At 63.0% G+C, this 26,221-nt stretch carries 24 protein-coding genes; 10 read left to right on the plus strand and 14 right to left on the minus strand.

The features are described 5' to 3' along the window. Nucleotide 1: 1 nt before the first annotated feature. The 3 genes from A0O30_RS11275 to A0O30_RS11285 form a co-directional block, all read right to left on the minus strand. The gene (locus A0O30_RS11275; protein WP_105946523.1) at nt 2-2,932 is read right to left on the minus strand and encodes an aminotransferase; all 2,931 of its coding nucleotides are present in this window, start codon (nt 2,930-2,932) and stop codon (nt 2-4) included. A gap of 330 nt (nt 2,933-3,262) precedes the next feature. Continuing rightward, complete coding sequence (locus A0O30_RS11280) at nt 3,263-3,829, minus strand: HD domain-containing protein (RefSeq protein ID WP_256589653.1); 567 nt, start codon at nt 3,827-3,829, stop codon at nt 3,263-3,265. A gap of 64 nt (nt 3,830-3,893) precedes the next feature. After that, nucleotides 3,894-4,421, minus strand: a complete 528-nt coding sequence (locus tag A0O30_RS11285; protein ID WP_105946525.1) for a helix-turn-helix transcriptional regulator — start codon at nt 4,419-4,421, stop codon at nt 3,894-3,896. Between the two features lie 129 nt (nt 4,422-4,550). On the opposite strand from A0O30_RS11285, the gene A0O30_RS11290 reads away from it, so the two are divergent. After that, nucleotides 4,551-4,904, plus strand: coding sequence for a VOC family protein (locus A0O30_RS11290; RefSeq protein ID WP_105946526.1), 354 nt, complete (start codon nt 4,551-4,553; stop codon nt 4,902-4,904). Nucleotides 4,905-5,046: 142 nt separating this feature from the next. Here A0O30_RS11290 and A0O30_RS11295 read toward each other — a convergent pair whose 3' ends face one another. From A0O30_RS11295 to gloB, 7 genes are all read right to left on the minus strand, one after another. Continuing rightward, complete coding sequence (locus A0O30_RS11295) at nt 5,047-6,657, minus strand: ABC transporter ATP-binding protein (RefSeq protein ID WP_105946527.1); 1,611 nt, start codon at nt 6,655-6,657, stop codon at nt 5,047-5,049. A 1-nt stretch (nt 6,658) separates the two neighbouring features. Continuing rightward, complete coding sequence (locus tag A0O30_RS11300; protein ID WP_016711616.1) at nt 6,659-7,678, minus strand: ABC transporter permease; 1,020 nt, start codon at nt 7,676-7,678, stop codon at nt 6,659-6,661. Nucleotide 7,679: 1 nt separating this feature from the next. After that, nucleotides 7,680-8,753 carry a microcin C ABC transporter permease YejB gene (locus A0O30_RS11305; RefSeq protein ID WP_105946528.1) on the minus strand — a complete coding sequence of 358 codons (1,074 nt, stop codon included), beginning with the start codon at nt 8,751-8,753 and terminating at the stop codon, nt 7,680-7,682. 1 nt (nt 8,754) lies between these two features. Further along, on the minus strand, nt 8,755-10,590 hold the full coding sequence (locus tag A0O30_RS11310) for an extracellular solute-binding protein (RefSeq protein WP_105946529.1): 1,836 nt from the start codon (nt 10,588-10,590) through the stop codon (nt 8,755-8,757). Beyond that, nucleotides 10,587-12,416 (minus strand): extracellular solute-binding protein, encoded by a 1,830-nt coding sequence (locus A0O30_RS11315; protein ID WP_218274917.1) that lies wholly within the window; start codon nt 12,414-12,416, stop codon nt 10,587-10,589. Before A0O30_RS11315 ends, A0O30_RS11310 begins: the two co-directional genes overlap by 4 nt. A 219-nt stretch (nt 12,417-12,635) precedes the next feature. After that, nucleotides 12,636-14,066: a lytic transglycosylase domain-containing protein gene (locus A0O30_RS11320; RefSeq protein ID WP_105946531.1), complete on the minus strand. Its 1,431-nt coding sequence runs from the start codon at nt 14,064-14,066 to the stop codon at nt 12,636-12,638. 100 nt (nt 14,067-14,166) lie between these two features. Further along, the gene (gene gloB, locus A0O30_RS11325) at nt 14,167-14,946 is read right to left on the minus strand and encodes a hydroxyacylglutathione hydrolase (protein WP_105946532.1); all 780 of its coding nucleotides are present in this window, start codon (nt 14,944-14,946) and stop codon (nt 14,167-14,169) included. A gap of 85 nt (nt 14,947-15,031) precedes the next feature. On the opposite strand from gloB, the gene A0O30_RS11330 reads away from it, so the two are divergent. The 4 genes from A0O30_RS11330 to A0O30_RS11345 all read left to right on the plus strand — a co-directional run bounded on the left by A0O30_RS11330 (nt 15,032) and on the right by A0O30_RS11345 (nt 19,498). Further along, nucleotides 15,032-15,805, plus strand: coding sequence for a class I SAM-dependent methyltransferase (locus A0O30_RS11330; protein WP_105946533.1), 774 nt, complete (start codon nt 15,032-15,034; stop codon nt 15,803-15,805). 13 nt (nt 15,806-15,818) lie between these two features. After that, nucleotides 15,819-16,265 (plus strand): ribonuclease HI, encoded by a 447-nt coding sequence (gene rnhA / locus A0O30_RS11335; protein ID WP_105946534.1) that lies wholly within the window; start codon nt 15,819-15,821, stop codon nt 16,263-16,265. Nucleotides 16,266-16,316: 51 nt separating this feature from the next. Next, nucleotides 16,317-17,075, plus strand: a complete 759-nt coding sequence (gene dnaQ / locus A0O30_RS11340) for a DNA polymerase III subunit epsilon (RefSeq protein ID WP_105946535.1) — start codon at nt 16,317-16,319, stop codon at nt 17,073-17,075. A 173-nt stretch (nt 17,076-17,248) separates the two neighbouring features. Next, the gene (locus A0O30_RS11345; protein WP_105946536.1) at nt 17,249-19,498 is read left to right on the plus strand and encodes an Orn/Lys/Arg decarboxylase N-terminal domain-containing protein; all 2,250 of its coding nucleotides are present in this window, start codon (nt 17,249-17,251) and stop codon (nt 19,496-19,498) included. Here the strand turns inward: A0O30_RS11345 and A0O30_RS11350 are convergent. Further along, entirely contained in the window at nt 19,482-19,700 is a 219-nt protein-coding gene (locus A0O30_RS11350; protein ID WP_016488235.1) for a hypothetical protein, read from the minus strand. The genes A0O30_RS11345 and A0O30_RS11350 overlap by 17 nt on opposite strands. Before the next feature lie 157 nt (nt 19,701-19,857). Here A0O30_RS11350 and chrR point away from each other — a divergent pair, with 157 nt between their 5' ends. After that, nucleotides 19,858-20,418: a class I chromate reductase ChrR gene (chrR, locus tag A0O30_RS11355; protein ID WP_104834297.1), complete on the plus strand. Its 561-nt coding sequence runs from the start codon at nt 19,858-19,860 to the stop codon at nt 20,416-20,418. Nucleotides 20,419-20,570: 152 nt separating this feature from the next. Here the strand turns inward: chrR and A0O30_RS11360 are convergent, their stop codons facing one another. After that, nucleotides 20,571-22,643: a TonB-dependent receptor domain-containing protein gene (locus A0O30_RS11360; RefSeq protein ID WP_105946537.1), complete on the minus strand. Its 2,073-nt coding sequence runs from the start codon at nt 22,641-22,643 to the stop codon at nt 20,571-20,573. 220 nt (nt 22,644-22,863) lie between these two features. On the opposite strand from A0O30_RS11360, the gene A0O30_RS11365 reads away from it, so the two are divergent. The 3 genes from A0O30_RS11365 to A0O30_RS11375 are packed head-to-tail and all read left to right on the plus strand — an operon-like array spanning nt 22,864 to nt 23,825. Further along, nucleotides 22,864-23,112 (plus strand): helix-turn-helix domain-containing protein, encoded by a 249-nt coding sequence (locus A0O30_RS11365; RefSeq protein ID WP_105946538.1) that lies wholly within the window; start codon nt 22,864-22,866, stop codon nt 23,110-23,112. A gap of 10 nt (nt 23,113-23,122) precedes the next feature. Then, nucleotides 23,123-23,470: a head completion/stabilization protein gene (locus A0O30_RS11370; protein WP_105946539.1), complete on the plus strand. Its 348-nt coding sequence runs from the start codon at nt 23,123-23,125 to the stop codon at nt 23,468-23,470. After that, complete coding sequence (locus A0O30_RS11375) at nt 23,463-23,825, plus strand: hypothetical protein (protein ID WP_105946540.1); 363 nt, start codon at nt 23,463-23,465, stop codon at nt 23,823-23,825. The genes A0O30_RS11370 and A0O30_RS11375 overlap by 8 nt, the downstream gene beginning before the upstream one ends. On the opposite strand, the gene A0O30_RS11380 is transcribed toward A0O30_RS11375, so the two are convergent. After that, the gene (locus A0O30_RS11380) at nt 23,822-24,214 is read right to left on the minus strand and encodes a helix-turn-helix domain-containing protein (protein ID WP_105946541.1); all 393 of its coding nucleotides are present in this window, start codon (nt 24,212-24,214) and stop codon (nt 23,822-23,824) included. The genes A0O30_RS11375 and A0O30_RS11380 overlap by 4 nt on opposite strands. 179 nt (nt 24,215-24,393) lie before the next feature. On the opposite strand from A0O30_RS11380, the gene A0O30_RS11385 reads away from it, so the two are divergent. After that, nucleotides 24,394-24,657 carry an ogr/Delta-like zinc finger family protein gene (locus A0O30_RS11385; RefSeq protein ID WP_028699011.1) on the plus strand — a complete coding sequence of 88 codons (264 nt, stop codon included), beginning with the start codon at nt 24,394-24,396 and terminating at the stop codon, nt 24,655-24,657. A gap of 90 nt (nt 24,658-24,747) precedes the next feature. Here A0O30_RS11385 and nuoN read toward each other — a convergent pair whose 3' ends face one another. Continuing rightward, complete coding sequence (nuoN, locus tag A0O30_RS11390; RefSeq protein ID WP_012273301.1) at nt 24,748-26,217, minus strand: NADH-quinone oxidoreductase subunit NuoN; 1,470 nt, start codon at nt 26,215-26,217, stop codon at nt 24,748-24,750. Nucleotides 26,218-26,221: the final 4 nt, after the last annotated feature.

Below are 26,221 nucleotides of genomic sequence, written 5' to 3' on the forward strand. Positions count from 1 at the left end.
CTTACAAGCCTTCGGCCAGCACCCGGTCAATGCTGTCTACAAAGTAGTCCACGCTCGCCCGGGTGGTACACATTGGCGGCTTGATCTTGAGAATGTTCAGGTAGTCGCCGGTGGGTTGCATGAAGATGCCCAGCTCACGAAGGCGGTCGCACAGGGCCATGGTTTCTTCGGTGGCCGGCTCCAGCGTTTCGCGGTTGCGCACCAGCTCCAGCCCCAGGTAAAAGCCCGAGCCATGCGCCGCACCCGCCAGCGGGTGCTTGTCGACCAGCGCCTGCAGGCGGGCCTTGAAGTAGCGCCCGGTGTCGCGGGCGTTGTCCCACAGGCCTTCTTCCTGCATCACGTCCAGCACTGCCATGCCGATGCGGCAACTGACCGGGCTGCCGCCTGCCGAAGAGAAGAAGTAGCCCTCGGCTTCCAGCGCTTCGGCAATCTCGCGTCGGGTGATGACCACGCCCAGTGGCTGGCCGTTGCCCATGCCTTTGGCCATGGTGATGATGTCGGGTACTACGCCCTGCTCCTCGAAGCCCCAGAAGTATTCACCCAGGCGGCCATAACCGACCTGTACTTCATCGGCGATGCACACGCCGCCTCGGGCGCGGACCTTGGCATAGGCTTCGCGCAGGTAGCCCGCTGGCAACGAGATACCACCGGCATTGCCGTACACCGGTTCGCAGATGATGCCCGCCAGTTGGCGGCCACGGGCATCGAGGTCGGCCAGCTTGGCGTCGACGTCGCGCAGGTAGTCGGCGGCGCTGTCGGCACCGCGGAAGCGACCGCGGAAGGTGTTCGGCGCTTCGACCGGGTGTACCCAGTCCGGGCGGGTTTCCAGGGCCTGCGGGTTGTCGGCAATGGACGTGGAGATGGCGTCGGTGGCCACCGACCAGCCGTGGTAGGCCTCCAGCACGCTCAGCAAGTCACGCCCGCCGCTGTAGGCCCAGGCCAGGCGAATGGCCAGGTCGTTGGCCTCGGTGCCGCTGTTGACCATGAACACCCGGTCGAAGCCCTCGGGTGCCAGGTCGAGCAGGCGTTCGGAGAACTCGGTGATGGCCGCGTAGTGGAAGCGCGAGTTGGTGTTTAGCAGCGACCACTGCCGCGCCGACTCGGCGACCATGCGCGGGTGGCCGTGGCCCAGTACCGCGACGTTGTTGAGCATGTCCAGGTACGAGCGGCCCTGCATGTCGATCAGGTAGTTGCGCCAGCCGCGTTCGATGTGTGGCGGTTGCGCGTAGTAGTGCTTCTGCGAGCGGGCAAAGCTGGCGTCGCGGCGGGCCAGCAGGGCCTGTGGGTCGGGCAGCGGCTCGGCATCGCAGTCCAGGTCCAGCAGTGCGGCTGGCGACGGGCACAGGGCCAGCCAGGCGTCGGCTTGGGACGGGGTGGCGAAGAAGGGTGGCTGGATGTTGGGGGGCAGGCACAGCTGTACGCTGAGGAAACCGCAGCTATGGCCCAGCGACTGGCCTTTTTCCAGCGCCTGCCCATCGGCGGGTGCATCTTCCAGGCCCTGCAACCACAGGCTCCAGTGCGCGGTTCGCAGGCAGCCGCGCCCGTCGCCATGGCGTTGCCAAGTGCCGGCTTCGGGTGCTTGCACCTGGCTGCCGTTGGGCACATGCAGCTCAACGCCGAGGGCGCAGGTGGCGGGCTCTTCGGGCCGGTCGATATGGGTTTGCGACAGGCGATACTGCCCGTGCAGGGTGCAGGCCGGGGCCGTTTGCGCGCTCAGCAGGTGCTGGTCGAAACCGGGTTGCTCCCAGTTACCCGCTTCACAATGGCGGCTGAGCACACCCAGGTCGACCCGCGTGACTTCCTGCCCGGCCAGTTCGGGGAGCAGGGGGGCACAACGGTTCAAGTCTGGAACGTCGATCTGCACGCCAGCCGCCTGCAGGATGGCGGCCTCCATCAGCGCGAAAGGCACGGCAGTGGCGGTGTCGAAGATTTCCCACTCATGGGCCACGTTGTTGCGGGTGTACTGGTTGCCGGGGTCCACGGCCAGTTGCTGCGCACTGCTCAATACCAGTACAGCTGCCCGGTTGATCACCAGTGGCCACAGGGCTCGCAGTTCGGCCTCGGTCAGCGGGTTGAGCACCTGATAGGCGCTGATCGCCGGCAGGATGCGCAGCGGGTCGCCCTCGGCGTGGTGCAGCAATGCTGCGCAGGTCACTGACAGGTCGGCAATGCGCCAGGTGCGCATCAGGTCACCGAAGTCGATCACCCCTTGCAGTTGCCACTGGCGCTCACTGTCGCGCGCCCACACGGTGTTGTCGTCGGTGAGGTCCAGGTGCACGGCCTGGCTCGGCAGTCGATCAACCAGCGGCAGCAGGCGCTCGCTGGCCTGGCGGGTAGCCTGCTCGATGCGGGCGCGCTGGGCACTGTCTTGCAGCACTGGCAGCAGGTGATCGATCAGCGCTTCGGCATGTTGCGGGTCCCATTGCAGGGTGCGTACAAGGCCTGGGTGATCGAAGTCGGCCAGGGCCTTGTTCAGCTTTGCACAAAGCCTGCCCAGTTCAGCCATCAGGCGTGGCGGCATGTGCTTGAGGCGGGTCAACGGTTGGCCTTCGATGTAGTCGAGCAGGCGCAGGCGCAGGGGTTGCCCGTCGATGTCCAGCGCCAGCAAGCCTTCGCCATTGCGGGCTGGGCGCACTGCCGGTACCGGCAAGCCCTGTTCGTGCAGGTAGGCCAGTGCGGCGTGCTGTGCTTCCAGTTCAAGCTGGGCATAGCTGCCGTGGCAGGCCTTCAGCACATAGCGGCCTTGTGGTGACTCCACACGGAAGTTGAGGTCCTGCTGGCTACCCAGCGCCGTCAGGTCACCGTCGAGGCCATAGTGCGTCTGCAATACGGCGCGTGCCTGCGTTTCGCTGAGTGAGGGGCTGGGCAGGCCGGAACGGCTGATCAGCGTGGTCAGGGCAGGGGAGGCGGACGGGTGCTGTGGGCTGGACATGAGGCTCTACCGTTGCTGCTGGGAGTTGACGGTGGAGAATTTATGCCGCTTCTGGCTGATGATGAAAGACGATTGTTGTCAGTAATTCTGATAATGGCGCCAAATTATGGAAATTATTGGCAGCCAATAATTATTGGCCATTCATAAAACTGGATAAAACCGCTGCAAGCTTTCATTCCAGACCTGGGCGTAGTGAGTAAGCCAGCGTTAATCGCTGCAGTGTCGCGAGAGGGCCGCGTAGCGGCCCCCGGGTTTCAACTTCATTGCATGAATTGCTGGGGCCGCTTTGCGGCCCTTTCGCGACACAAGGCCGCTCCCACAGCGACCGCGTTAGCCTGTCATGCGTTGACGTGTTTCGTCATCGAGTGTGCGCCTTAGGGAAGCCAGGAATGGAATGGCATCCGTATAACGGCGGCCGTATTCCAGGTTGAACGCGTAGTCGAAGCCAGGCGGGTTATCGCCCTGGGTGTGCTGCAAGATGGTTTCGATCTTGTCGAGCGCCTTGACCACTTTGGCTTCGGGTGAGGTGGCCGCTTCGTACTCGTCGAACAAGGCAACGATGTTGTCCTGCAGCGATGGTTCCAGCGTTGATGTGATGGCTAGCAGGTCCTGCCGTTCACCCATTCCCTTGTCGGGCATGGCCTGAGCCTCGGGGGCGGGGACATCGCCATTCAAGGCCTCCCCAAGGTCATGGACAAGGCAAAGCTTCAGCACCTTGCAGATATCGACATCACCCAGGTCCTCTTCAAACACCAGTGCCAGCAATGCCAGCCGCCAACTGTGCTCTGCGGTACTTTCACGCCGGCCCGTGGAGGTGTGGGCACTGCGGGTCACGCTCTTGAGCTTTTCGGCCTGGCGCAGGAACTCGAGTTTTCCATGTAGGTTGTGATTGTGCACGGCAGGTGACCTCTTGCTATCGCAGAGGTAGATAGTCGGCTCGCTGCCTGCCTGCGTCCACGCATTAAATATGCGCGAGGGTTTCGACCAGTCGGGCGGTGGAGCCATCGGACAGGGTAAGCCGCGTCCAACGGCACAGGCTGTGCTGGATGGGCACCACCGCAGAACCGTTCGTGCCAGTGGCGAACTCCAGTGCCGGAGAGGCCAGGTTATCTCGCCAGCCCAGCTCGGCCAGGCGCTGTTCCTGATTGGCGATTTCCGCTGTTGCGAACGGCCACAGCGAAACGCCAAGCAGCTCGCTGACCGGGACGTGGAACTCGGCTTCTCGGGGAGCTGAGCAGGCCAACAGGCGGTGGGTGAGATCGCATACCAGGTGCACTGGTTGCGAGCTTCCTGATACAAGCCGCGCCAGTGCATGGTCGGCAGCGCTGCTGAGGCGGGCCTTGAGCAAGGCTTCGATACGGGCGCGCTGTTCGGGCTCGGCGTCCTGAATGCCAGATTCCCAGCGGGAAATGGTGGACTGGCACACCCCGAACATCTGCGCGGCGTGCAGCTGCTTGACCCGGTTCAGCATGCGCCAATGCCTGAGCATCGGGCCGATGGGGGACGGTGAGATAGTCACAAGAAAGCCTCCAATGCTGTGCGGTCCTGAAGGGCCAATGTCGACGAGCAGCTGTAAGCGGACCATGATAGGTCCAAACAGCCCAATGCCGGAGGCCGCATGTCGCTCACAGCCTTGCTTCGTTGCAATGACTTGAATGTTACTCAGGAATACTATCGGGAAATCCTGGGTTTCCACGTGGCTGAGACCGCCGCGGGGAGTATCAGAGTGAGCTACGAAGACAGCTATCTGGTCTTTACCGAACAAGACTTGTGGGCGGTATCAACCGGGTCTTCGGCCACGTTCTACTTTCACGTTGCTGATGTATCGCAGTATTTCGAGCAGGTGAAAGGGCTGGCTGAGATCGCCTGGCCGCTACAGGACATGCCGTACGGGATGCGGGAGTTTGGAGTGCGTGACTGTAATGGTTACTACCTGGCTTTTGCGCAGTCAGAACGTGCGCGTCCAAGATAATTGTGAGGGGCGAGAGCTTTATTCGTACCCCATCCTTAGCTCCTGTGCTTGGGCTCCCACAGGGATAGCGCACGTCTTGAAGACTGCGCGGTCGAGGTGGGAGCTGGCTTGCCGGCGATGGGCTGCGCAGCAGCCCCAAAAGCTAGCTAACGGTATCCACCTCTAAAAACGCCGCCTCCAGCAACTGCCGCGTATACGGATGCTGCGGCGCATGGAAGATCGCCTGCGCGTCCCCTTGCTCCACCACATGCCCATGCTTGATCACCATCAACTGGTGACTCAACGCCTTCACCACCGCCAGGTCATGGCTGATGAACAGGTAGGTGAGGTTGTACTTCTGCTGCAAATTGCGCAGCAACTCCACCACCTGCCGTTGCACGGTGCGGTCCAGCGCGGAGGTGGGCTCATCCAGCAGTATCAGCGCGGGCTTCAACACCAACGCACGGGCAATGGCTATGCGCTGGCGCTGCCCACCGGAAAACTCGTGCGGATAGCGATGCCGCGTACGCGGGTCCAGCCCCACTTCCTCCAGCGCTGCAATGATCGCCGTCTCCTGCTCTTGCGCCGTACCAATGCCGTGAATGCGCAACCCTTCACCCACAATGTCCGCCACGCACATGCGCGGGCTCAGGCTGCCGAATGGGTCCTGAAACACCACCTGCATTTCCCGGCGTAGCGGCCGCACGGCCTTCTGGTTCAGCCCTTGCAAATTCTGCCCATGGAAGTGAATGCCGCCCTGGCTGGAAATCAACCGCAGGATCGCCAAGCCGAGCGTCGACTTGCCCGACCCGGACTCGCCAACAATGCCTAGCGTCTGCCCTTGCGGCAGGCTGAAGTTGACGCCGTCCACGGCCTTCACATGGTCAACCGTGCGCCGCAGCAACCCCTTCTTGATCGGGAACCACACCTTCAGGTCATCCACCTCAAGCAACGGCGCGCCCACCGGGTTATGCGCCGGCAACCCGCTGGGCTCGGCGTTGATCAGCATCTGCGTGTAGTGGTGCTGCGGGGCACTGAACAGCGTGGCGCATTCGGCCTGCTCGACAATCTGCCCGCGCTGCATCACGCAGACGCGGTGGGCGATGCGGCGCACCAGGTTCAGGTCGTGGCTGATCAGCAGCAGTGCCATGCCCAGGCGCGCCTGCAGTTCCTTGAGCAGGTCGAGGATCTTCAACTGCACGGTCACGTCCAGCGCCGTGGTGGGTTCGTCGGCAATCAGCAACTCCGGCTCGTTGGCCAGCGCCATGGCAATCATCACCCGCTGGCGTTGCCCGCCCGACAGCTCGTGGGGCAGGGCCTTCAAGCGCTTTTGCGGTTCGGGTATGCCGACCAGTTCCAGCAACTCCAACGTGCGTGCGGTCGCTTCCTTGCCGGTCAGGCCCTTGTGTAGCAGAAGGATTTCGTTGATCTGTTTTTCGATACAGTGCAGCGGGTTGAGCGAGGTCATCGGCTCCTGGAAGATCATCGCAATGCGGTTGCCGCGAATGCGTTGCAGGGTCTTCTCGTTCTGCTGCAGCAGGTCTTTGCCTTCGTAGCGGATGCTGCCGCTGGGGTGGCGGGCCAGGGGGTAGGGCAGCAGGCGCAGGATCGAGTGCGCGGTGACGGACTTGCCCGAGCCACTTTCGCCCACCAGGGCCAAGGTCTCGCCCTTGCGGATGTCGAAGCTGATGCCGTCGACCACGCGGTTGACCTGGTCCCCGGTCACAAACTCAACGGCCAGGTCGCGCACTTCGATCAGGTTCTGTTCACTCATGTCACTTCCTCGGGTCGAAGGCATCGCGGGCGGATTCGCCGATGAACACCAGCAGGCTCAGCATCAGCGCCAGCACGGCAAAGGCGCTGATGCCCAGCCACGGCGCCTGCAGGTTGGACTTGCCCTGGGCCACCAGTTCGCCCAGTGATGGCGAACCGGCGGGCAGGCCGAAGCCGAGGAAGTCCAGGGCGGTGAGGGTGCCGATGGCGCCGGTGAGGATGAACGGCATGAAGGTCATGGTCGAGATCATGGCGTTGGGCAGGATGTGCCGGTACATGATCGCGCCGTTGCGCATGCCTAAGGCGCGGGCGGCGCGCACGTATTCCAGGTTGCGCCCGCGCAGGAACTCGGCGCGTACCACGTCCACCAGGCTCATCCACGAGAACAGCAGCATGATGCCCAGCAGCCACCAGAAGTTGGGCTGCACGAAGCTCGCCAGGATGATTAGCAGGTACAGCACCGGCAGGCCGGACCAGATCTCCAGAAAACGTTGCCCGGCCAGGTCGACCCAGCCGCCATAAAAGCCCTGCAAGGCGCCGGCAATGACGCCGACGATAGAACTGGCCACGGTCAGGGTGAGGGCAAACAGCACCGAAATGCGGAAGCCGTAGATCACCCGCGCCAGTACGTCGCGGCCCTGGTCGTCGGTGCCCAGCCAGTTGTCCGCCGAGGGCGGTGCCGGGGCGGGCACGCGCAGGTCGTAGTTGATGCTCTGGTAGCTGAACGGGATAGGCGCCCACAGCACGAAGCTGTCTTTCTTTTCCAGCAGTTCGCGGATGTAGGGGCTCTTGTAGTTGGCTTCCAGCGGGAACTCGCCGCCGAAGGTGGTCTCCGGGTAGCGCTTGAACGCCGGGAAGTACCACTCGCCGTCGTAGCGCACGGCAATTGGCTTGTCGTTGGCGATCAGCTCGGCGCCCAGGCTCAGGCCGAACAGGATCAGGAACAGCCACAGCGACCACCAGCCACGGCGGTTGGCCTTGAAGCGCTCGAAGCGCCGGCGGTTGAGGGGGGACAAGGCCATGTCAGTGCTCCCGGCTGGCGAAGTCGATGCGTGGATCGACCAGGGTGTAGGTCAGGTCGCCGATCAGTTTCACCACCAGCCCCAGCAGGGTGAAGATGAACAGGGTGCCGAAGACCACCGGGTAGTCGCGGTTGATGGCCGCCTCGAAACTCATAAGCCCCAGGCCGTCGAGGCTGAAGATCACCTCGATCAGCAAGGAGCCGGTGAAGAAGATGCCGATGAACGCCGAAGGGAAGCCGGCGATCACCAACAGCATGGCATTGCGGAACACGTGGCCATACAGCACCCGTGGCCGGCTCAGGCCTTTGGCCTTGGCGGTGACCACGTATTGTTTGTTGATCTCGTCGAGGAAGCTGTTCTTGGTCAGCAGGGTCATGGTGGCGAAGTTGCCGATGACCAGTGCGGTGATCGGCAGCACCAGGTGCCAGAAGTAGTCCAGCACCTTGCCGGTGGTGCTCAGCTCGTCGAAATTGTTGGAGGTGAGGCCGCGCAGCGGGAACCAGTCAAAATAGCTGCCGCCCGCGAACAGCACGATCAGCAGGATGGCGAACAGGAACGCGGGGATTGCGTAGCCGACGATGATCGCCGAACTGGTCCACACGTCGAAGTGGCTGCCGTGGCGCACCGCCTTGGCGATGCCCAGCGGGATCGAGATCAGGTACATGATCAGCGTGCTCCACAGCCCCAGCGAGATCGACACGGGCATTTTCTCGATAATCAGGTCGACGACCTTGGCATCGCGGAAGAAGCTGTTGCCGAAGTCCAGCCGGGCGTAGTTCTTGATCATGATCCACAAGCGTTCGGGCGGCGACTTGTCGAAGCCGTACATGCGCTCGATTTCGGCGATCAGCGCCGGGTCCAGGCCTTGGGCACCACGGTAGTTGGAGCCGGCCACGGAGACCTCGGCGCCGCCACCGGCAATGCGGCTGGTGGCGCCTTCGAAACCTTCGAGCTTGGCGATCATCTGCTCGACCGGGCCGCCGGGGGCGGCCTGGACGATGATGAAGTTGATGATCAGGATGCCGAACAGGGTCGGGATGATCAGCAGCAGGCGGCGCAGGATGTAGGCCAGCATCTTAGTTGGCCTCGTCCGCAGGGGCTTCGCTGACCGCCGGGGTTACCCCGGGCTTGATCCACCAGGTATCGATGCCGATGTCGTACTTGGGCGAAACATCCGGGTGGCCGATGTTGTTCCAGTAGGCCACGCGCCAGGTCTTGATGTGCCAGTTGGGGATCACGTAGTAGCCCCACAGCAGCACCCGGTCGAGGGCGCGGCAGTGGTCGACCAGGCTCTGGCGCGAATCGGCGTTGATCAGCTCTTCCACCAGTTGGTCGATGGCCGGGTCGCGCAGGCCGATGAAGTTGCGGCTGCCGGGGTTGTCGGCGGCGGCGCTGGACCAGAACTCGCGCTGCTCGTTGCCCGGCGAGTTGGACTGCGGGTAGCCGCCAACGATCATGTCGTAGTCACGCGAGCGCAGGCGGGTGATGTACTGGGAAACGTCGACCCGACGGATGTTCAGGTCGATGCCGAGGTCGGCAAGGTTACGCTTGAACGGCAGCAGGATGCGTTCGAACTCGGTTTGTGCCAGCAGGAACTCGATGCTGACCGGTTTACCCTGCGCGTCGACCATCTTGTCGTCGACGATTTTCCAACCGGCTTCCTGAAGCAGCTTGTAGGCCTGGCGCTGTTGCTCGCGGATCATGCCGCTGCCATCGCTGACCGGGTTCTTGAAGGCCTCGGTGAAGACCTGTTCGGGGACTTTGCCACGCAGCGGTTCGAGGATTTTCAGCTCGCTGGCGCTGGGCAGGCCGTGGGCGGCCATCTCCGAGTTGTCGAAGTAGCTGCCGGTGCGGGTGTAGGCGCCGTTGAACAGCTGTTTGTTGGTCCACTCGTAGTCCAGCAGCAGGCTCAGGGCCTGGCGCACGCGTATGTCCTGGAACACCGGGCGGCGGATGTTGAAAATGAAACCCTGCATGCCGGTGGGGTTGCCGTTGGGCAGCTCTTCCTTGATCAGGCGGCCGTCGCGCACGGCGGGCACGTTGTAGGCGGTGGCCCAGTTCTTTGCGCTGACCTCCAGCGCATAGTCGAACGCGCCGGCCTTGAGTGCTTCCAGCGCGACGGTGGTGTCGCGGTAGGAGTCGAACGTCATGGCATCGAAGTTATAGAACCCGCGGTTGATCGGCAGGTCCTTGCCCCAGTAATCCTTGACCCGCTCGTAACGCACCGAGCGTCCGGCCTTCACCTCGGCGACCTTGTACGGGCCGCTGCCCAGCGGGATTTCCAGGTTGCCGCGGTTGAAGTCGCGGTTTGCGTACCAGTGCTTGGGCAGCACTGGCAGTTGGCCGAGAATCAGCGGCAGCTCACGGTTACCCTTGTGCTTGAACGTGAACAGCACCTTGAGCGGGTCTTCGGCGACCACCTCGGCGACGTCGGCGTAGTACTGGCGGTACAGCGGCGCACCGTCCTTGATCAGAGCATTGAAGGTGAATACCACGTCTTCGGCACGCATCGGGTGGCCGTCGTGGAAGCGCGCCTCGGGGCGCAGGTAGAAGCGCACCCAGCTGTTGTCAGGTGCCTTCTCGATCCTGGCGGCCACCAGGCCGTACTCGGTGAACGGCTCGTCCTGGCTCTGGCGCATCAGGGTGTCGTAGATGATGCTGATGTTCTCGGCCGACACGCCTTTGTTGATGAACGGGTTGAGGCTGTCGAAGCCGCCGAAGCTGGACTGGCGGAAGGTACCGCCCTTGGGCGCATCCGGGTTGACGTAGTCGAAGTGCTTGAAGTTGGCGGGGTACTTGGGGGGCTCGTCGTACAGGGTGAGTGCGTGTTGCGGTGCGGCCAGGGCGGGAAGGCTCAGGCAGGCGAGCAACAGGCTGCCTGCCAGCCGGCGCAGTGGGTGCGTTGGCGTCATTGGGCTTTCTCCGAAGTCTTGATCCACCAGCTGTTCAGCCCCAGGGTGTAGGGCGGCGTGGTGACGAAGGCGAACCGGTTGCGGTAGGCCAGGCGATGATTGTCGAGGTACCAGTTGGGGATCATGTAGTACTGCCATGAAAGCACACGGTCCAGGGCGCGGGCGGCGGCGATCTGGTCGTCGCGGGTACGCGCAGCCAGCAGGGTGTCGAGCAGGTGGTCGACCACCGGGTCCCTGACCCCAGCATAGTTCTTGCTGCCCTTGGTGGCGGCCTGGCTGGAATGGAAGTACAGCCACTGTTCGAGGCCGGGGCTAAGGGTCTGGTTCAGGGTCATCAGAATCATGTCGAAATCGAACTGGTCCAGCCGTTGTTTGTACTGGGCGCGGTCCACGGTGCGCAAGCGCGCATCGATGCCGATGCTGGACAGATTTTCGACATAAGGTTGCAGGATGCGTTCAAGGTTGGGGTTTACCAGCAGCAGTTCCATACGCAGCTGCTGGCCCTTGCTGTCGACCAGGCGCTGGCCGTTCAGCTTCCAGCCGGCCTCGGCAAGCAGGCCCAGGGCCTGGCGCAGGGTCTGGCGGCTGATGCCGCGGCCATCGGTCTGGCTGACCTTGTAGGGTTCGCTGAACAGCTTGGCCGGCAGCTGGTCGCGGAACGGCGCCAGCAGCAGCCATTCCTTGCCGGTGGGCAGGCCGCTGGCGGCGAACTCGCTGTTGGGGTAATAGCTGGTCGAGCGGCGGTAGGCGCTGCTGAACAGGGCGCGGTTGGTCCACTCGAAGTCGAGCATCAGCCCCAGCGCCTGGCGTACCCGCGGGTCGCTGAAGGTGGTGCGGCGGCTGTTCATGAACAGGCCCTGGGTTTGCGTCGGGATCTGGTGCGGGATCTGGGCCTTGATGACCTCGCCACGGCGCACGGCCGGGAAGTTGTAGCCGTTGGCCCAGTTCTTGGCCTGGTGCTCGATATAGATGTCGAATTCGCCGGCCTTGAAGGCTTCGAAGGCCACGGTGGCGTCGCGGTAGAACTCGTACTCCACGCGCTTGAAGTTGTACTTGCCACGGTTGACTGCCAGGTCCTTGCCCCAGTAGTTCTTCACCCGCTCGAACACCAGCCGGCGGCCGGGCTGAACTTCGGTGATGCGGTAGGGGCCGCTGCCCAGCGGTGGCTCGAAGGTGGTGGCCTTGAAATCGCGCTTTTGCCAGTAGTGCTTGGGCAGCACCGGCATCTCGCCCAGGCGCAGGATCAGCAGCGGGTTGCCGGCGCGCTTGAACACGAAGCGGATACGCAGCGGGCCGAGGATGTCCACCCGTTGCACTTCCTGCAGGTTGGTGCGGTAGATCGGGTGGCCGTCCTTGAGCAGGGTGCGGTAGGAAAAGGCCACGTCGGCCGAGGTGATCGGCTGGCCGTCATGCCAGCGGGCTTCCGGGCGCAGGTTGAACACCACCCAGCTGCGGTCTTCGCTGTACTCCACCGAGCGGGCGATCAGGCCGTAGCTGGAGGTCGGTTCGTCGCCGGACGGGTCGTACTGGCCGGTGCCGATCATCAGTGGCTCGTTCAGCTCGCTGATGCCGTATTGCTGGAAATTGGGCGTGGTAATCGGGCTCGACCCCTTGAAGGTGTAGGGGTTGAGGGTATCGAACGTACCAAAAGCCATGGCCCGCAAGGTGCCGCCCTTGGGCGCTTGCGGGTTGACCCAGTCGAAATGGGTGAAGGTGGCTGGGTACTTGAGCGTGCCGAACTGCGCGTATCCGTGGCTTTCGCTCACCATCGCGGCTGCGGGAAAGCTCAAGGCCAGGCTGAGTGACAGCAGGAGGGGACGTATCAAGTCGGCATCCGATCCAGAGGCGTTGGGCTTTGATCGGGTACAGTAACAGCTTGGTGGGGTTGGAAAAAGAGTACAGCCCAGAGGATTGCAAGGGGCCGCTTCGCGCCCCATCGCCGGCAAGCCAGCTCCCACAGGTACGGCGCATGGCTTGAGTTGATGCGATCGGTGTGGGAGCTGGCTTGCCGGCGATGGGGCGCGAAGCGGCCCCAGGGTATTAGATCAATGCGAGAGGTAGACGGTCAGGGTCTGGCCTGGCTTGAGGGCATGGCCGCTGCGCGGGTTCCAGCGCTTGAGGTGCTGCATTTCCACGTTGAAGCGCTTGGCCACCAGGTACAGCGAGTCGCCCTTGCGTACCTTGTATTGCGTGGAGCGCTTGCCGGATGCCGCCACCCGGTTGCCGGCGGCGCTCGGTGCACTGCCACCGCGCAGGGCCAGTACCTGGCCGGCGCGCACGCTGTTGCCGGACAGGCGGTTCCAGCGTTTGATGTCCTTGACCGACACGCGGTTGGCCTTGGCGATGGCACCCAGGTTGTCGCCGCGCTTCACCCGGTAGCTACGCGCTGCAACCGGCGCCTTGGCCTCGGCCACGGCGCGGGCAAACACCGCCTTGTTCGGCTGCAGGCTCACCAGTTGCTCGGGCTTGAGGTTGGACAGGCTGTCGCTCAGCAGTTGTGCCTTGGCGGTCGGTACCAGCAGCTGCTGCGGGCCGTCCACGGTCATGCGCTTCTTGAAGGCCGGGTTGAGCTGGATCAGCTCGTCTTCGTCGATGTTGGCAAAGGCTGCCACCCGCGACAGGTCGAGGCGGTCGTTGATCGCTACCGCCTCGAAGTAGGGTTCGTTGGCGATCGGGTTCAGGTTCACGCCGTAGGCTTCAGGGGTGAGCACCACCTGCGACAGGGCCAGCAGCTTGGGCACGTAGTCGCGGGTTTCCTGTGGCAGCGGCAGGTTCCAGTAGTCGGTTGGCAGGCCGAGTTTTTCGTTGCGCTCCATGGCGCGGCTGACCGTGCCTTCACCGGCATTGTAGGCGGCCAGGGCCAGCAGCCAGTCGCCGTTGAACATGTCGTGCAGGCGGGACAGGTAGTCCAGTGCAGCGTTGGTCGAGGCGGTGACGTCGCGACGACCGTCGTAGAAGTTGGTCTGGCGCAGGTTGAAGTGGCGGCCGGTGGACGGGATGAACTGCCACATGCCCGCCGCGTGGGCGCGCGAGTAGGCCATCGGGTTGTAGGCGCTTTCGATGGCTGGCAGCAGCGCCAGTTCCAGCGGCATGTCGCGCTCTTCAAGGCGTTCGACAATGTAATGCAGGTAGAGGCTGCCACGCTCGCCGGCGCTTTCGATGAAGCTCGGGTTGCTGGCGAACCACAGGCGTTGCTGCTCGATACGCGGGTTGACGTCGATGCCATCCTGCAGGGCGAAGCCCTGGCGCATGCGCTCCCAGACATCCTGCGGTGCCTGCTCGGCTGGCTTGACCAGCAGCGGTGAAGGTTTGTGCTTGATCCGCGCCTGGTAGTTGTGCGCGCGAACGCTTTCGGATTCGTCGAGCTGACGGGTGCTCTGGCAGCCCACCAAGGTGGCGGCCAGGGCCAGCGCACTGATTTGGGCCAGGCGCGTCAGGGCGACGGAATGAGAGGTTCTGCGGCTACGGGAAGACATCGGCTGACACAGGTATCCGGGCGAAAAATTTCGGCGATTCTAGAAACCGCTCCGGGCCTGGTCAACCTTTGACCATCACTTGCGATATATCTTGCGGTTATCAGAAGGTGTCCTTCCAAGACCTCAAGGCAGCAAAAACAGTGACCTGCGAGTCGTTTGGATGTCCCTTCCATTCGTCTGCTTTTTGTTTAACTAATGTTTCAGAGGTACGCAGGAAGGGGTTGGTCAGGCGTTCCAGGCCAATGGTTGATGGCAAGGTGATGCGATTGTCGGCGCGCAAACGGGTAACGTCCTCGAACCGCTGTAGAACGTGTTGGTTGGTAGGTTCCACCGCCTTGGCAAAACGCAGGTTGCTGAGGGTGTATTCGTGGGCGCAGTACACTTCTGTTTGTGCCGGCAGCGCCGCCAGGCGGGCGAGGGCGGGTTGCATCTGTTCGGGTGTACCCTCGAACATGCGACCGCATCCGGCGGCGAACAGGGTGTCGCCGCTGAACAGTACGGGTGTTGCCGGCTGGTCGCTGAAGAACGCGATATGCCCCAGGGTGTGGCCAGGCACTGCCAGCACCCGGAAGGTTACGCCCAGCACGGTCACCTGGTCGCCTTCGTCCAGCGCGTGGTCGCGGCAGGGAATACGCTCGTGGGTTGGGCCATAAACCTGTGCGTTGGTTAGTTGCTTGAGCCGTTCCACGCCACCGACATGGTCGTTGTGGTGGTGGGTAATCAGGATATCGCTGAGCACCCACTCCGGGTTGGCCGCCAGCCAGCGCTCCACCGGGCCGGCGTCACCTGGGTCGACCACCGCGCAGCGGCGTTTGGCAGTATCCTGTAACAACCAGATGTAGTTGTCGGAGAAAGCGGGGAGAGCATCGATCTGTATCATGGTGCGGATCCGATTCGCCTAGCGTGGCACATGAGGGCATCTTAGCCGCGATGGCGCGGTGCGAGAACCTTCGAGGGAGAGCGCAATGACCGACCAAGCCTTTGCCCAGGCCGACCCGGACTGGGTCAAGCTGATCAGCCTGGCCCGTGAGTGGTTCAACGGCCCACTCGGCCAGCTGATGCTCAAGGAGGAGGAAAAACTGCTGGAAGAAGAGCTGGGGCGCTTCTTCGGCGGGTACCTTGTGCATTACGGGCCTTGTGCCGAGCCGCCACCGAGCGCGCCCCAGGTGCAGCGCAACGTGCGCCTCGGCGCGCCGCTGCCAGGGGTCGAGATTGTGTGCGAGGAACAGGCCTGGCCGCTGAGCGAGCATGCTGCCGACGTGGTGGTGCTGCAACATGGCCTGGATTTCTGCCTGTCGCCCCATGGCCTGCTGCGCGAGGCCGCCAGCGCCGTGCGCCCGGGCGGGCATCTGCTGATTGTCGGGATCAACCCGTGGAGCAGCTGGGGCATGCGCCATTTCTTCAGCCACGGGGCGTTGCGCAAGGCCCGCTGCATCTCGCCGTCGCGGGTGGGGGACTGGCTCAACCTGCTGGGCTTCGCGCTGGAGAAACGCCGCTTCGGGTGCTATCGTCCGCCGCTTGCCTCACCGGCCTGGCAGCAACGCCTGGAGGGCTGGGAACGGCTGGCAGGTGGCTGGCAAAGCTCGGGTGGCGGCGTGTACCTGTTGGTGGCGCGCAAGATGGTGGTCGGCCTGCGGCCGCTGCGCCCGGAGCGCCGCGAACCGATGGGCAAGTTGCTGCCGCTGCCGCTGGCCAAGGTCAACCGCACGGCGGTGAACCCTGATACTGAAAAGAACTGAACATGAGTGGTACATGAGCGAAAGCGTCGAGATGTTTACCGATGGTGCCTGCAAGGGCAACCCCGGCCCGGGTGGTTGGGGCGTCCTGATGATCTACAAGGGTGTCGAGAAGGAACTGTGGGGCGGCGAACGCGAAACCACCAACAATCGCATGGAGCTGATGGCCGCGATCCAGGGGTTGATGGCGCTGAAGCGTGAATGCGAAGTGGTGTTGACCACCGACTCGCAGTACGTGATGAAGGGCATCAACGAGTGGATGGTCAACTGGAAGAAGCGCGGCTGGAAGACGGCGGCCAAGGAGCCGGTGAAGAATGCCGACCTGTGGCAGCAACTGGATGAGCAGGTCAACCGCCACAAAGTGACCTGGAGGTGGGTGCGCGGCCATATCGGCCACCCCGGCAACGAACGCGCCGACCAGCTGGCCAACCGTGGCGTGGACGAAGTGCGCGCCCAGCGTTGAGCTGGGGTACAATTGCCGCCTTTGTAACTGATGCAAGTTGGAGCGCCCCGCGTGGAGCAGCAGCAAGATAAGCGGTTCGTCATTCTCGATACCGAAACCACGGGCATGCCGGTCAGCGAAGGCCACCGGATCATCGAGATCGGCTGTGTCGAAGTCATCGGCCGGCGCCTGACCGGGCGGCACTTCCACGTTTACCTGCAGCCGGACCGCGAGAGTGACGAGGGCGCGATCAACGTCCACGGCATCACCGATGCCTTCCTGGTCGGCAAACCGCGCTTTGGTGATGTGGCCGAAGAGTTCTTCGAGTTCATCCAGGGCGCCACGCTGGTTATCCATAACGCGGCGTTCGACGTTGGCTTCATCAACAACGAATTCGCCTTGCTTGGCCAGCACGACCGTGCGGACGCTTCGCAGTATTGCACCATCCTCGATACCCTGCTGTTGGCACGTTCGCGTCACCCGGGGCAGCGCAACAGCCTCGATGCGTTGTGCAAACGCTACGACATCGACAACTCGGGCCGTGAACTGCACGGCGCATTGCTCGACTCGGAACTGCTGGCAGACGTCTACCTGGCGATGACCGGGGGCCAGACCAGCCTTTCGCTGGCTGGGCATGGGGCGGATGCTGAAGGTGACGGGCAGGGGGCTGGAGGTAGCGAAATCCGCCGGATTACCGGGCGTGCGCCTGGGCGGGTGATCATGGCCAGTGCCGAGGAGTTGGAAGCGCATGCCGAGCGGTTGGCGGCTGTTGCCAAGTCGGCGGGTGGGCCGTCCATGTGGCAAGCCTTGACCGAGACACCTGCTGGTTGATTCTTAGCCTGTACCGGCCTCTTCGCGGGCACGCCCGCTCCCACAGGGATCTCACAAAGCCTGAGCAAGTGGGGTTCCTGTGGGAGCGGGCGTGCCCGCGAAGAGGCCGGCCCTGAAAACACAGGTTCAACTACCCTGAAATGGACGCCATGTCCTTCGGAGGTAGCCACCTGATGTACAAGGACCTCAAGTTCCCCATCCTCATCGTCCACCGCGCCATCAAGGCTGACAGTGTCGCCGGCGAGCGCGTGAGGGGCATTGCCGAGGAACTGCGCCAGGACGGCTTCGCCATCCTCGCCGCCGCCGACCACGCCGAAGCGCGGCTGGTCGCCGCCACCCACCACGGCCTGGCCTGCATGCTGATTGCCGCTGAAGGCGCCGGCGAAAATACCCACCTGTTGCAGAACATGGCCGAGCTGATCCGCCTGGCTCGCCTGCGTGCACCCAACCTGCCGATCTTCGCCCTGGGTGAGCAGGTCACCCTGGAAAACGCCCCTGCCGAGGCCATGAGCGAGCTCAACCAGCTACGCGGCATCCTGTATCTGTTCGAAGACACCGTACCGTTTCTTGCCCGCCAGGTGGCGCGTGCCGCACACACCTACCTCGATGGCCTGTTGCCGCCTTTCTTCAAGGCGCTGGTGCAGCACACCGCGCAATCCAACTATTCCTGGCACACCCCGGGCCATGGTGGTGGCGTGGCCTACCATAAAAGCCCGGTAGGCCAGGCCTTTCACCAGTTTTTCGGCGAAAACACCCTGCGCTCCGATCTGTCCGTTTCCGTGCCGGAACTGGGTTCGCTGCTCGACCACACCGGCCCCTTGGCTGAAGCCGAGGCCAGGGCTGCCCGCAACTTTGGCGCCGACCATACCTTCTTCGTCATCAATGGCACCTCTACGGCCAACAAGATCGTCTGGCACGCCATGGTCGGCCGTGACGATCTGGTGCTGGTGGACCGCAACTGCCACAAGTCGGTGGTCCACGCGATCATCATGACCGGCGCCATTCCGTTGTACCTGTGCCCGGAGCGTAACGAACTGGGCATCATCGGCCCGATCCCGCTCAGCGAGTTCAGCCCTGAGGCGATCCAGGCGAAGATCCAGGCCAACCCGCTCGCCCGTGGCCGGGTGCCGCGCATCAAGCTGGCGGTGGTGACCAACTCCACGTATGACGGCTTGTGTTACCACGCAGGGCTGATCAAGCAGACCTTGGGCAGCAGTGTCGAGGTGCTGCACTTCGACGAGGCCTGGTTTGCCTATGCGGCGTTTCATGACTTCTTCACCGGGCGTTATGCCATGGGCACTGCCTGCGCGGACGATAGCCCGCTGGTGTTCAGTACCCATTCCACCCACAAGCTGCTGGCGGCGTTCAGCCAGGCTTCCATGATTCATGTGCAAGACGGGGCCAGGCGCCAACTGGACCGCGATCGCTTCAACGAAGCGTTCATGATGCACATATCGACCTCGCCGCAGTACAGCATCCTCGCTTCGCTGGACGTGGCCTCGACCATGATGGAGGGGCCGTCCGGGCGCTCGCTGCTGCAAGAAATGTTCGACGAGGCACTGAGCTTTCGCCGTGCCCTGGCCAACTTGCGCGAACACATTGCCGCGGATGATTGGTGGTTCAGTATCTGGCAGCCGCCGAGCGCTGAAGGTATTCACCATCTGCAAGCGCAGGATTGGTTGTTGCAACCGGGCGCAGAGTGGCATGGCTTTGGCGAGGTGGTGGACGACTACGTGCTGCTCGACCCGCTGAAGGTAACCCTGGTGATGCCGGGCCTTAGTGCGGGTGGTGTACTGGACGAGCACGGTATCCCGGCGGCGGTGGTCAGCAAGTTTCTCTGGGAGCGGGGACTGGTGGTGGAAAAAACCGGCCTGTACAGCTTTCTGGTGCTGTTCTCCATGGGCATCACCAAGGGCAAGTGGAGCACGTTGCTGACCGAGTTGCTGGAGTTCAAGCGCCACTACGATGGCAATACTGCCCTGAGCAGCTGTTTGCCGAGTGTGGTGGCCGCCGATGCCGCACGCTACCGGGGGATGGGCCTGCGCGACCTGTGCGACCAGTTGCATGGCTGCTACCGCAGCAACGCCACGGCCAAGCAACTCAAGCGTCTGTTCACGCGCTTGCCGGAGGTGGCCGTGAGCCCGGCCCAAGCCTATGATCAGATGGTGCGTGGCGAGGTGGAGGCGGTGCCAATCGAGGCACTGCTGGGGCGTGTGGCGGCAGTGATGCTGGTGCCGTACCCGCCCGGCATTCCGTTGATCATGCCGGGGGAGCGGTTCACCGAGGCGACCCGCTCGATACTCGACTACCTGGCCTTTGCCCGGGCGTTCAACCAAGGGTTTCCCGGTTTTGTCGCCGACGTGCATGGCCTGCAGAACGAGAGTGGTGGCTACACCGTGGACTGCATCAAGGAATGCGAATGATCTCGACGCCGGAACGTGCCAGTTCGAAACGGTTTTCACCCAGGTGGTTGACCTTGTCGCCGATGGCAAGGCGGTAAGTGGTGATGGGGGCGCCCAGCGTGCTGCCGTCCAGTTGCAGGGTGGACTCCTGGAACTCGTGCACGGGGTAGATACGGCCTTCGGCGTCACGGGCGTGGAATTGGCCGACCATTACTGCTGCCATTTGGGTGGAAACCTCTGAATTACGTAGAAAATGTCTGAAGGCATAGACCGTACAACAGCCTCGGAAGTTTTCGCCATGAGGAAAAAAAACCAAAGTACCGAGGAACGGTCATCTATAACTAGAACTTCCCTTTACCCAGCACAGGATGGAAATTGCCATGAGCCAGGTGTATTCGGTAGCGGTTGTCGTCGGCAGCTTGCGCAAGGAGTCCTACAACCGCAAGGTCGCCCGCGCACTTTCGGAGCTGGCGCCGTCCAGCCTAGCCCTGAAGATTGTCGAGATTGGCGATTTGCCGTTGTACAACGAGGACGTCGAGGCCGAAGCGGTGCCCAAGGCGTGGGAGCGTTTTCGCAAAGAGATCCGCGACAGTGATGCCGTGCTGTTCGTCACGCCGGAATACAACCGCTCGGTGCCGGGTTGCCTGAAAAATGCCATTGATGTGGGCTCGCGGCCCTACGGGCAAAGTGCCTGGAGCGGCAAGCCGACGGCGGTGGTGAGTGTGTCGCCGGGGGCCATTGGCGGCTTTGGTGCCAACCATGCCGTGCGTCAGTCGTTGGTGTTTCTGGACATGCCGTGCATGCAGATGCCTGAGGCCTATATCGGCGGCGCAGCAAGCCTGTTCGAGGACTCGGGCAAGCTCAACGACAAGACCCGGCCGTTCTTGCAGGCGTTTGTCGACAAGTTTGCTTCGTGGGTGAAGTTGAACAGGGCGGTTTGATACCTGCTCATCCGGGGCTAATTTCATTGGGGCTGCTGCGCAGCCCATCGCCGGCAAGCCAGCTCCCACAGGTACTGCACAGGGCCTGAAGTTGTTGCGGTCGGTGTGGGAGCTGGCTTGCCGGCGATGGGCCGCGCAGCGGCCCCAGCTGTTTAGCGGAAGCTGTAGGAAACGCCCGCATACACGCCAAATCCTTCACCCGGCGTCGAGCGGGCATTGTCCTTGCCGGCATCGTTGTAGGTCGGTGTCACCGTGGCGGCATAGCGTTTGTTGGTGAGGTTGCGCAGGTCCAGCCAGGTCTGCCAGTCCTGTTTCGGTGAGTCCCAGCCCACCCGTGCACCCAGCAAGGCATATTCATCGGCGTGGTAGCTGTTGGCGTAGTCCACCTGCACCTTGGACGCCATCTGAGTATTCACCCCTGCATAGAACCCGCTCGGCCAGTCATAGCGCAACTCGGCCTGGTAGTAGTGCATGGGGATGCCCGGCAGGCGGTTGTCACCGAACGTGTCGTCATCGCGGTAGTGGAAGTCACTGAAGGTGTAGGCCTGGCGCAGGCTCAGCCTGCCGGTGCCGCTGCGTTCCCACAGGGTGCTGTCCAGGCCCGCTTCCACGCCTTGGTGCACGGTGGCGCTGGCATTGAACTCCGAGGTGAAGTTTGGCACCACTTCCACGGCCAGCAGTTCGTGACGCACCTGCGAGTAGTACCAGGCGAGGTCCCAGCGGCCTAGCGCCGAATCGCCACGCGCGCCCAGCTCCAGAGTGGTTGCCGTCTGGTTCTGCATCTCGATCGGCTGGATCTGCTTGCCACCCGTGCTGGGTGCGCTCCAGATCAGCGACCACGGATGCGGCGGTTCGACCGAGCGGCTGAGGTTGCCGTACACCTGCAGGTCCGGGCGGATGTCGTAGCGCAGGCCCAGGCGAGGGGCATAATCCCAGTCATGCACGCTCACCTTGCCGCCTTCGGCAGGGTAGGTCACGTCACTCTCGCGACGGGTGTAGATCATCGCCAGGCCAGTGGTCAGCCACAGGTTGGGGACTAGTTCCAGGTCGTTGCCGGCATGCAGCACGGTGTCCGAGCCCTGATAGGTGAAGTCGCGGGTGCGTGGACCGAACACGTCACCACTGCGCGCGAACTGTGACGCGCCACTGTTGGGCAGGTGCTTGGTAGTACGCCAGCCGACGGTGGTCTTGCTCTCGTGGCCGAACAGGGTGTCGCGGCGCGAGTAGTTCAGCGTACCGCTGACATCGGTGTAGGCCACCTTCAGGCGCATCGGGCCTTCACGCAGGTCCATCGGGTAGTCGTGGTAGACCAGCCCGGCTTCCAGGCGCGCATCGTCGTCGAGGTAGAAGGTGGTCTTGTTGCCGACCCAGGTGCTGCCCGGTTGCGGGCGGCTGTCGTCACGGGCCAGGTAGGCCGGGTTGGCCGCGCGTGGGTGGTGCTTGATCTGGTCCTTGGTCAGGCGCCCGGCCAGTTCGTTTTCGGTTTCCCGGTAGCGCAGGTAAAAGCGGGTTTCCAGGTTGGGGTTGAAGCGATAGCCGATGTTGGCGGCAATGCCTTTGGCGCTGCCGCTGCTGTGTGCCTGGTAGCCGTCATATTCGGAATTGGTCAGGGCCACGTAGTAGTCGAGGTTGCCCAGCACCTGGCCGGAGCTGATATGCCGGTGCTGGTAGCCACGGCTGCCGACCTCATAGCGCACTTGCAACGGCGCGGCGTCGTAGCCGGTGTGGGTGACGTAGTTGATGGCGCCGCCGAGCGCCAGGGCGCCCTGGTCGAAGCCATTGGCGCCGCGCAGCACTTCGGCGCGGCTGAGCCATAGCGGCTCGAACAGCTCATAGGGCGTGCCGCCCGGGCCGGTCAAGGGCAGGCCGTCGAACATCGTATACACCCCGGAGCCGTGCGCACCTGGCGCGCGGTTGATGCCCGAGCCGCGGATCGACAGCTTGATGCCGTCGTTGCCCGCAGATTGGGCGAACACCCCTGGCTGGTAGGCGAGCACGTCCTGGTTGCTGGCGACACGGCCTTGTCCCACGCGCTGCATGTCCACCAGGTTGCTGGCGCCTGGTACTTCGCGCAGGCGTTCGCTGGCTGCCGTCAAGTCGTTCTGCTCCTCATCGGTGATCAGCACCTGGCCCAGTTCGACCGAGGATGCCCCCAAGGCGGGCTGGCTGGCAGCCAAGGCAGCCAGCAGACCGAGGCAGGACGAGAGGGGTAAATCGGAACGCATTGTACGACTCCAGGCGAAAGGCGAATGGACAACGGCGTTGAGACGAGCGAAATGCTGCCCGGAGCACGAAGAAAGTCAGCAAATCTTGCGTAACCTTCGTCAGACGGTTTTGTACGAAAGTTCTTTACAAGCCACAGCGGTGGAGGGAGGCAGCATGCGCTTCGTAAGGTGACTGCAGATCGGCAGCGATGCCTCGCTCAATCACCCGTGGAGTACAAGCATGACTGACAACGCACGACACCTGCAGCAACCCCCGGCGGACGCCCCGGTTCGCCTGACGCCTCGTGAACGGCAAGTGCTGTTGTGGTGCGCCTACGGCAAAAGCTCGTGGGAGATTGGCCGGATCCTTGACTGCAAGGAGTCGACGGTGAACTTCCATGTGTCCAACATCCTGCGCAAATTCGACGTGCCTACCCGGGTGGCTGCGGTAATCAAGGCCATTCGTTACGGCATGCTGGCCGAACAGTGAGGGGTAGGGCATGAGCAACGAACCTGTACTGCCACGCTATGCCGATAGCCATGACCCGTTCTGGCCCCGGGTAGACCTGGGCAGGCTACGCGAACGCCTGAACTTGCAGCGGCCCGTCAGTGAGGCCGTGCTGGAGGTGGCTGCACGTTGCGCCGCCATTGATGCTGCACGGGAGTTCGCGCGTTGGCGCGCAGTGCTGCGGGAGCGCGGTTACAAGCGCCTTGAGGATGTGGCCGGGCACGACCAGGGGCGCGCTTTGCGGGTGTGCTACATCCGTTTTGTCGAAGCTGCGGTCATGTACAGCCTTGGCTCGAGCGCGTACCTGCCGACTTCCCGCCGGAGTGCTGCCCATGCCTGAGGAGTCCTTTATCGACCGCTTTGCCTCGTCGCTGATCGAACTGTTGGGCGTTGATGGCAGTGTGTTGTTCGCTGCTTTGCTAGGGGCCTTGTTGGTGAGTGCTGCGCGTGACCGGTTGATCACCAATGCAACCAGACGCCTGACGCTGGGCAAGAAATTGCTGCTGGTGTTCGTGACCGTGGGGGTGGGGCACCTGTTCGAGCCGCTGGTTTCATCGCTGGCACCCTTGCTGACCCGAGGCATGGCGGCATTCGTGGCCGCCGTGGTGGTCATCCCCATCAGCCTCAAGGTCATGGTCTGGCTGGATACGCTCGACCCACGCGAGCTCATACAGCGTTGGCGCCGCCGGGGTTAGCTGCCGGTGGCCTGGGGTAGCTGGCTGCGCAGTTCGCTCAATTGTTGTTCCAGCTGCTGGATACGTTGCTTGTCCTTGATGAGCAACAGGATGGTGTGGCGATCGTCCGGTGAGAGTGCGCGCAGGCGTTCGAGCACGTCGCCCTCCCAGCCGGCTTCACATTCGTGCCCGGGCCGCTGTGCCGTTTCACCCAGCAGTAGCCAGTCCAGGGAGCATGCATGCTGCCTGGAAATCTCCACGCAAAGTGCGTACGGGATGCTGTCGCGCACCTTCCAGCTACTGAGTGTTTGCGGGCTGATGGAAAGTGCACGGGACAGGTCGGCGTCGGACTGGGAGCGGGTAAGAAGCTTGAGGCGCGTGAGCACCTCGGCAAGTACGTGAGTACTCATAACAAATATCCATGACTGGTTTAATGATATTCCATGGGCTTAAACTACTCGTTATGAATACAGCCCTGCGTTTTAAGGAGCATTTCTGCAATGAGAACCACCAAATTGAAGAATACACCCATAGTTGCAGCCAATACTTACACACAGGCCTGCCTGGTCAATGCTAGCAGGTACTTGCCGTGAGTACTTACAAGCTGGTTTGTCCGCATTGCCACAGCCGTATGCGCATACGCACTAGCGAAGGGCGCCATATTTTCCTGCGGATCGCTTATTTGCAATGCACCACCGAGGCGTGTGGCTGGTCAGTGCGGGCCGAATTCGAAATGACCCACGAACTCTCCCCGAGCGGTATGCCCAACCCGGAAGTCTACCTGCCTTCAGCCAATGGTGATTTGCGCAAGGCCGCCTTGCCGGGTACAGGCCAGGGTAGCCCGCTTGGGTGAGGCACCGTCGGGTACAGGCAATAAAACGTGCAGATAAAAAAACACCCCGCCTAGGCGGGGTGTTTTGTTTTGCCGAAACTGCCGGGGTAATCAGCCGATCAGTTGCAGGCCGGCTTGCTGAACCAGTTCCAGCAGTGGCTGCGGGTACACACCCAGCACGAAGGCGAGAATGGCAATGGCCAGCAGCATGACGCCACCGGTGCGCTGTTCCCACTTCAGCGGGGCGTCGTGGCGACGCAGGTTCGGCTCGACCAGGTACAGGGTGACCATGACGCGCAGGTAGTAGTACACGCCGATGGCGCTACCGATCACCAGCGCACCGACCAGCCACCACAGGTGCGACTCGACGCCGGTGGCGATGATGTAGAACTTGCCGATGAAGCCAGCGGTCAGCGGGATACCCGCCAGCGACAGCATCATCACGGTCAGTACTGCGGTCAGGTACGGACGGCGCCAGAACAGGCCGCGGTACTCGTACAGCGCATCGGCGTCACGGCCGCCGTATGGCGAGGACATCAGGGTGATGACACCGAATGCGCCCAGGCTGGTGATCACGTAGGTGACCAGGTACACGCCCATGGCCTCCAGGGCCAGGCCCTTGCTGGCGACCAGGGCAATGACCAGGTAACCGAAGTGGGCGATGGACGAGTAACCGAGCAGGCGCTTGAGGTTGCTCTGGGTCAGCGCCAGCAGGTTACCGATCAGGATCGAAGCGACGGCGATCACTGCCAGTACGGTGCTCAGCACGCCGCTGCTGGCAGCAGGGGAGAGCATGAACAGGCGCACGACCACGGCGAATACCGCTACCTTGCTGGCGGTGGCCAGGAACGCGGCGACCGGTGCCGGGGCGCCTTCGTACACGTCCGGAGTCCACAGGTGGAACGGCACCAGCGACAGCTTGAAGGCCAGGCCGACCAGCATCATGCCCAGGCCCAGCTGGGCCACCAGGCTTGGCATGCTGGTGGTTGCCAGTGCCTTGCCGATCTGGTCGAAGCTCAGGCTGCCGGCATCGGCGTACAGCAGGGCCATGCCGAACAGCAGGAAGGCGGAACCGGCAGCCGACAGCACCATGTACTTGATGCCGGCTTCCAGTGACCGCTTGTTGAAGAAGGCATACGCCACCAGGCCGTAGACCGGTACCGACAGCAGCTCCAGGCCGATGAACAGGCCGGCCAGGTGGTTGGCGCTGACCAGCACCAGGCCACCCAGGGCCGACATCAGCAGCAGCAGGTACAGTTCTTCACGGTTGCCCGGGAAGCCCTTGGACCCTTCGCCCAGGTAGGCGTGGGCCAAGGTGACGCAAGCCAGCGTCGCCACCAGGATGATCGCCATGTACAGGCAGGCGAACTTGTCGATGGTGATCAGCGGGGTGACCGCCAGCGGCGCGACCTTCAGCGCCGGCAGGATCGACAGCAGGGCCAGGTTCAGGCCCACGGTGGACAGCAGGAAGGTCTGCGAGTGGTTGCGCTTCCAGGCGATCGCCAGCATCACCACCACCGTGGTGATGGTGGTGATCAGCATCGGCGCCAATGCGATGAAGTGTTGAGTGGTGAATTCCATAGCG

Origin of the sequence: Pseudomonas sp. LLC-1, from assembly GCF_002992185.1 — a bacterium.
Lineage (GTDB): Bacteria > Pseudomonadota > Gammaproteobacteria > Pseudomonadales > Pseudomonadaceae > Aquipseudomonas > Aquipseudomonas monteilii.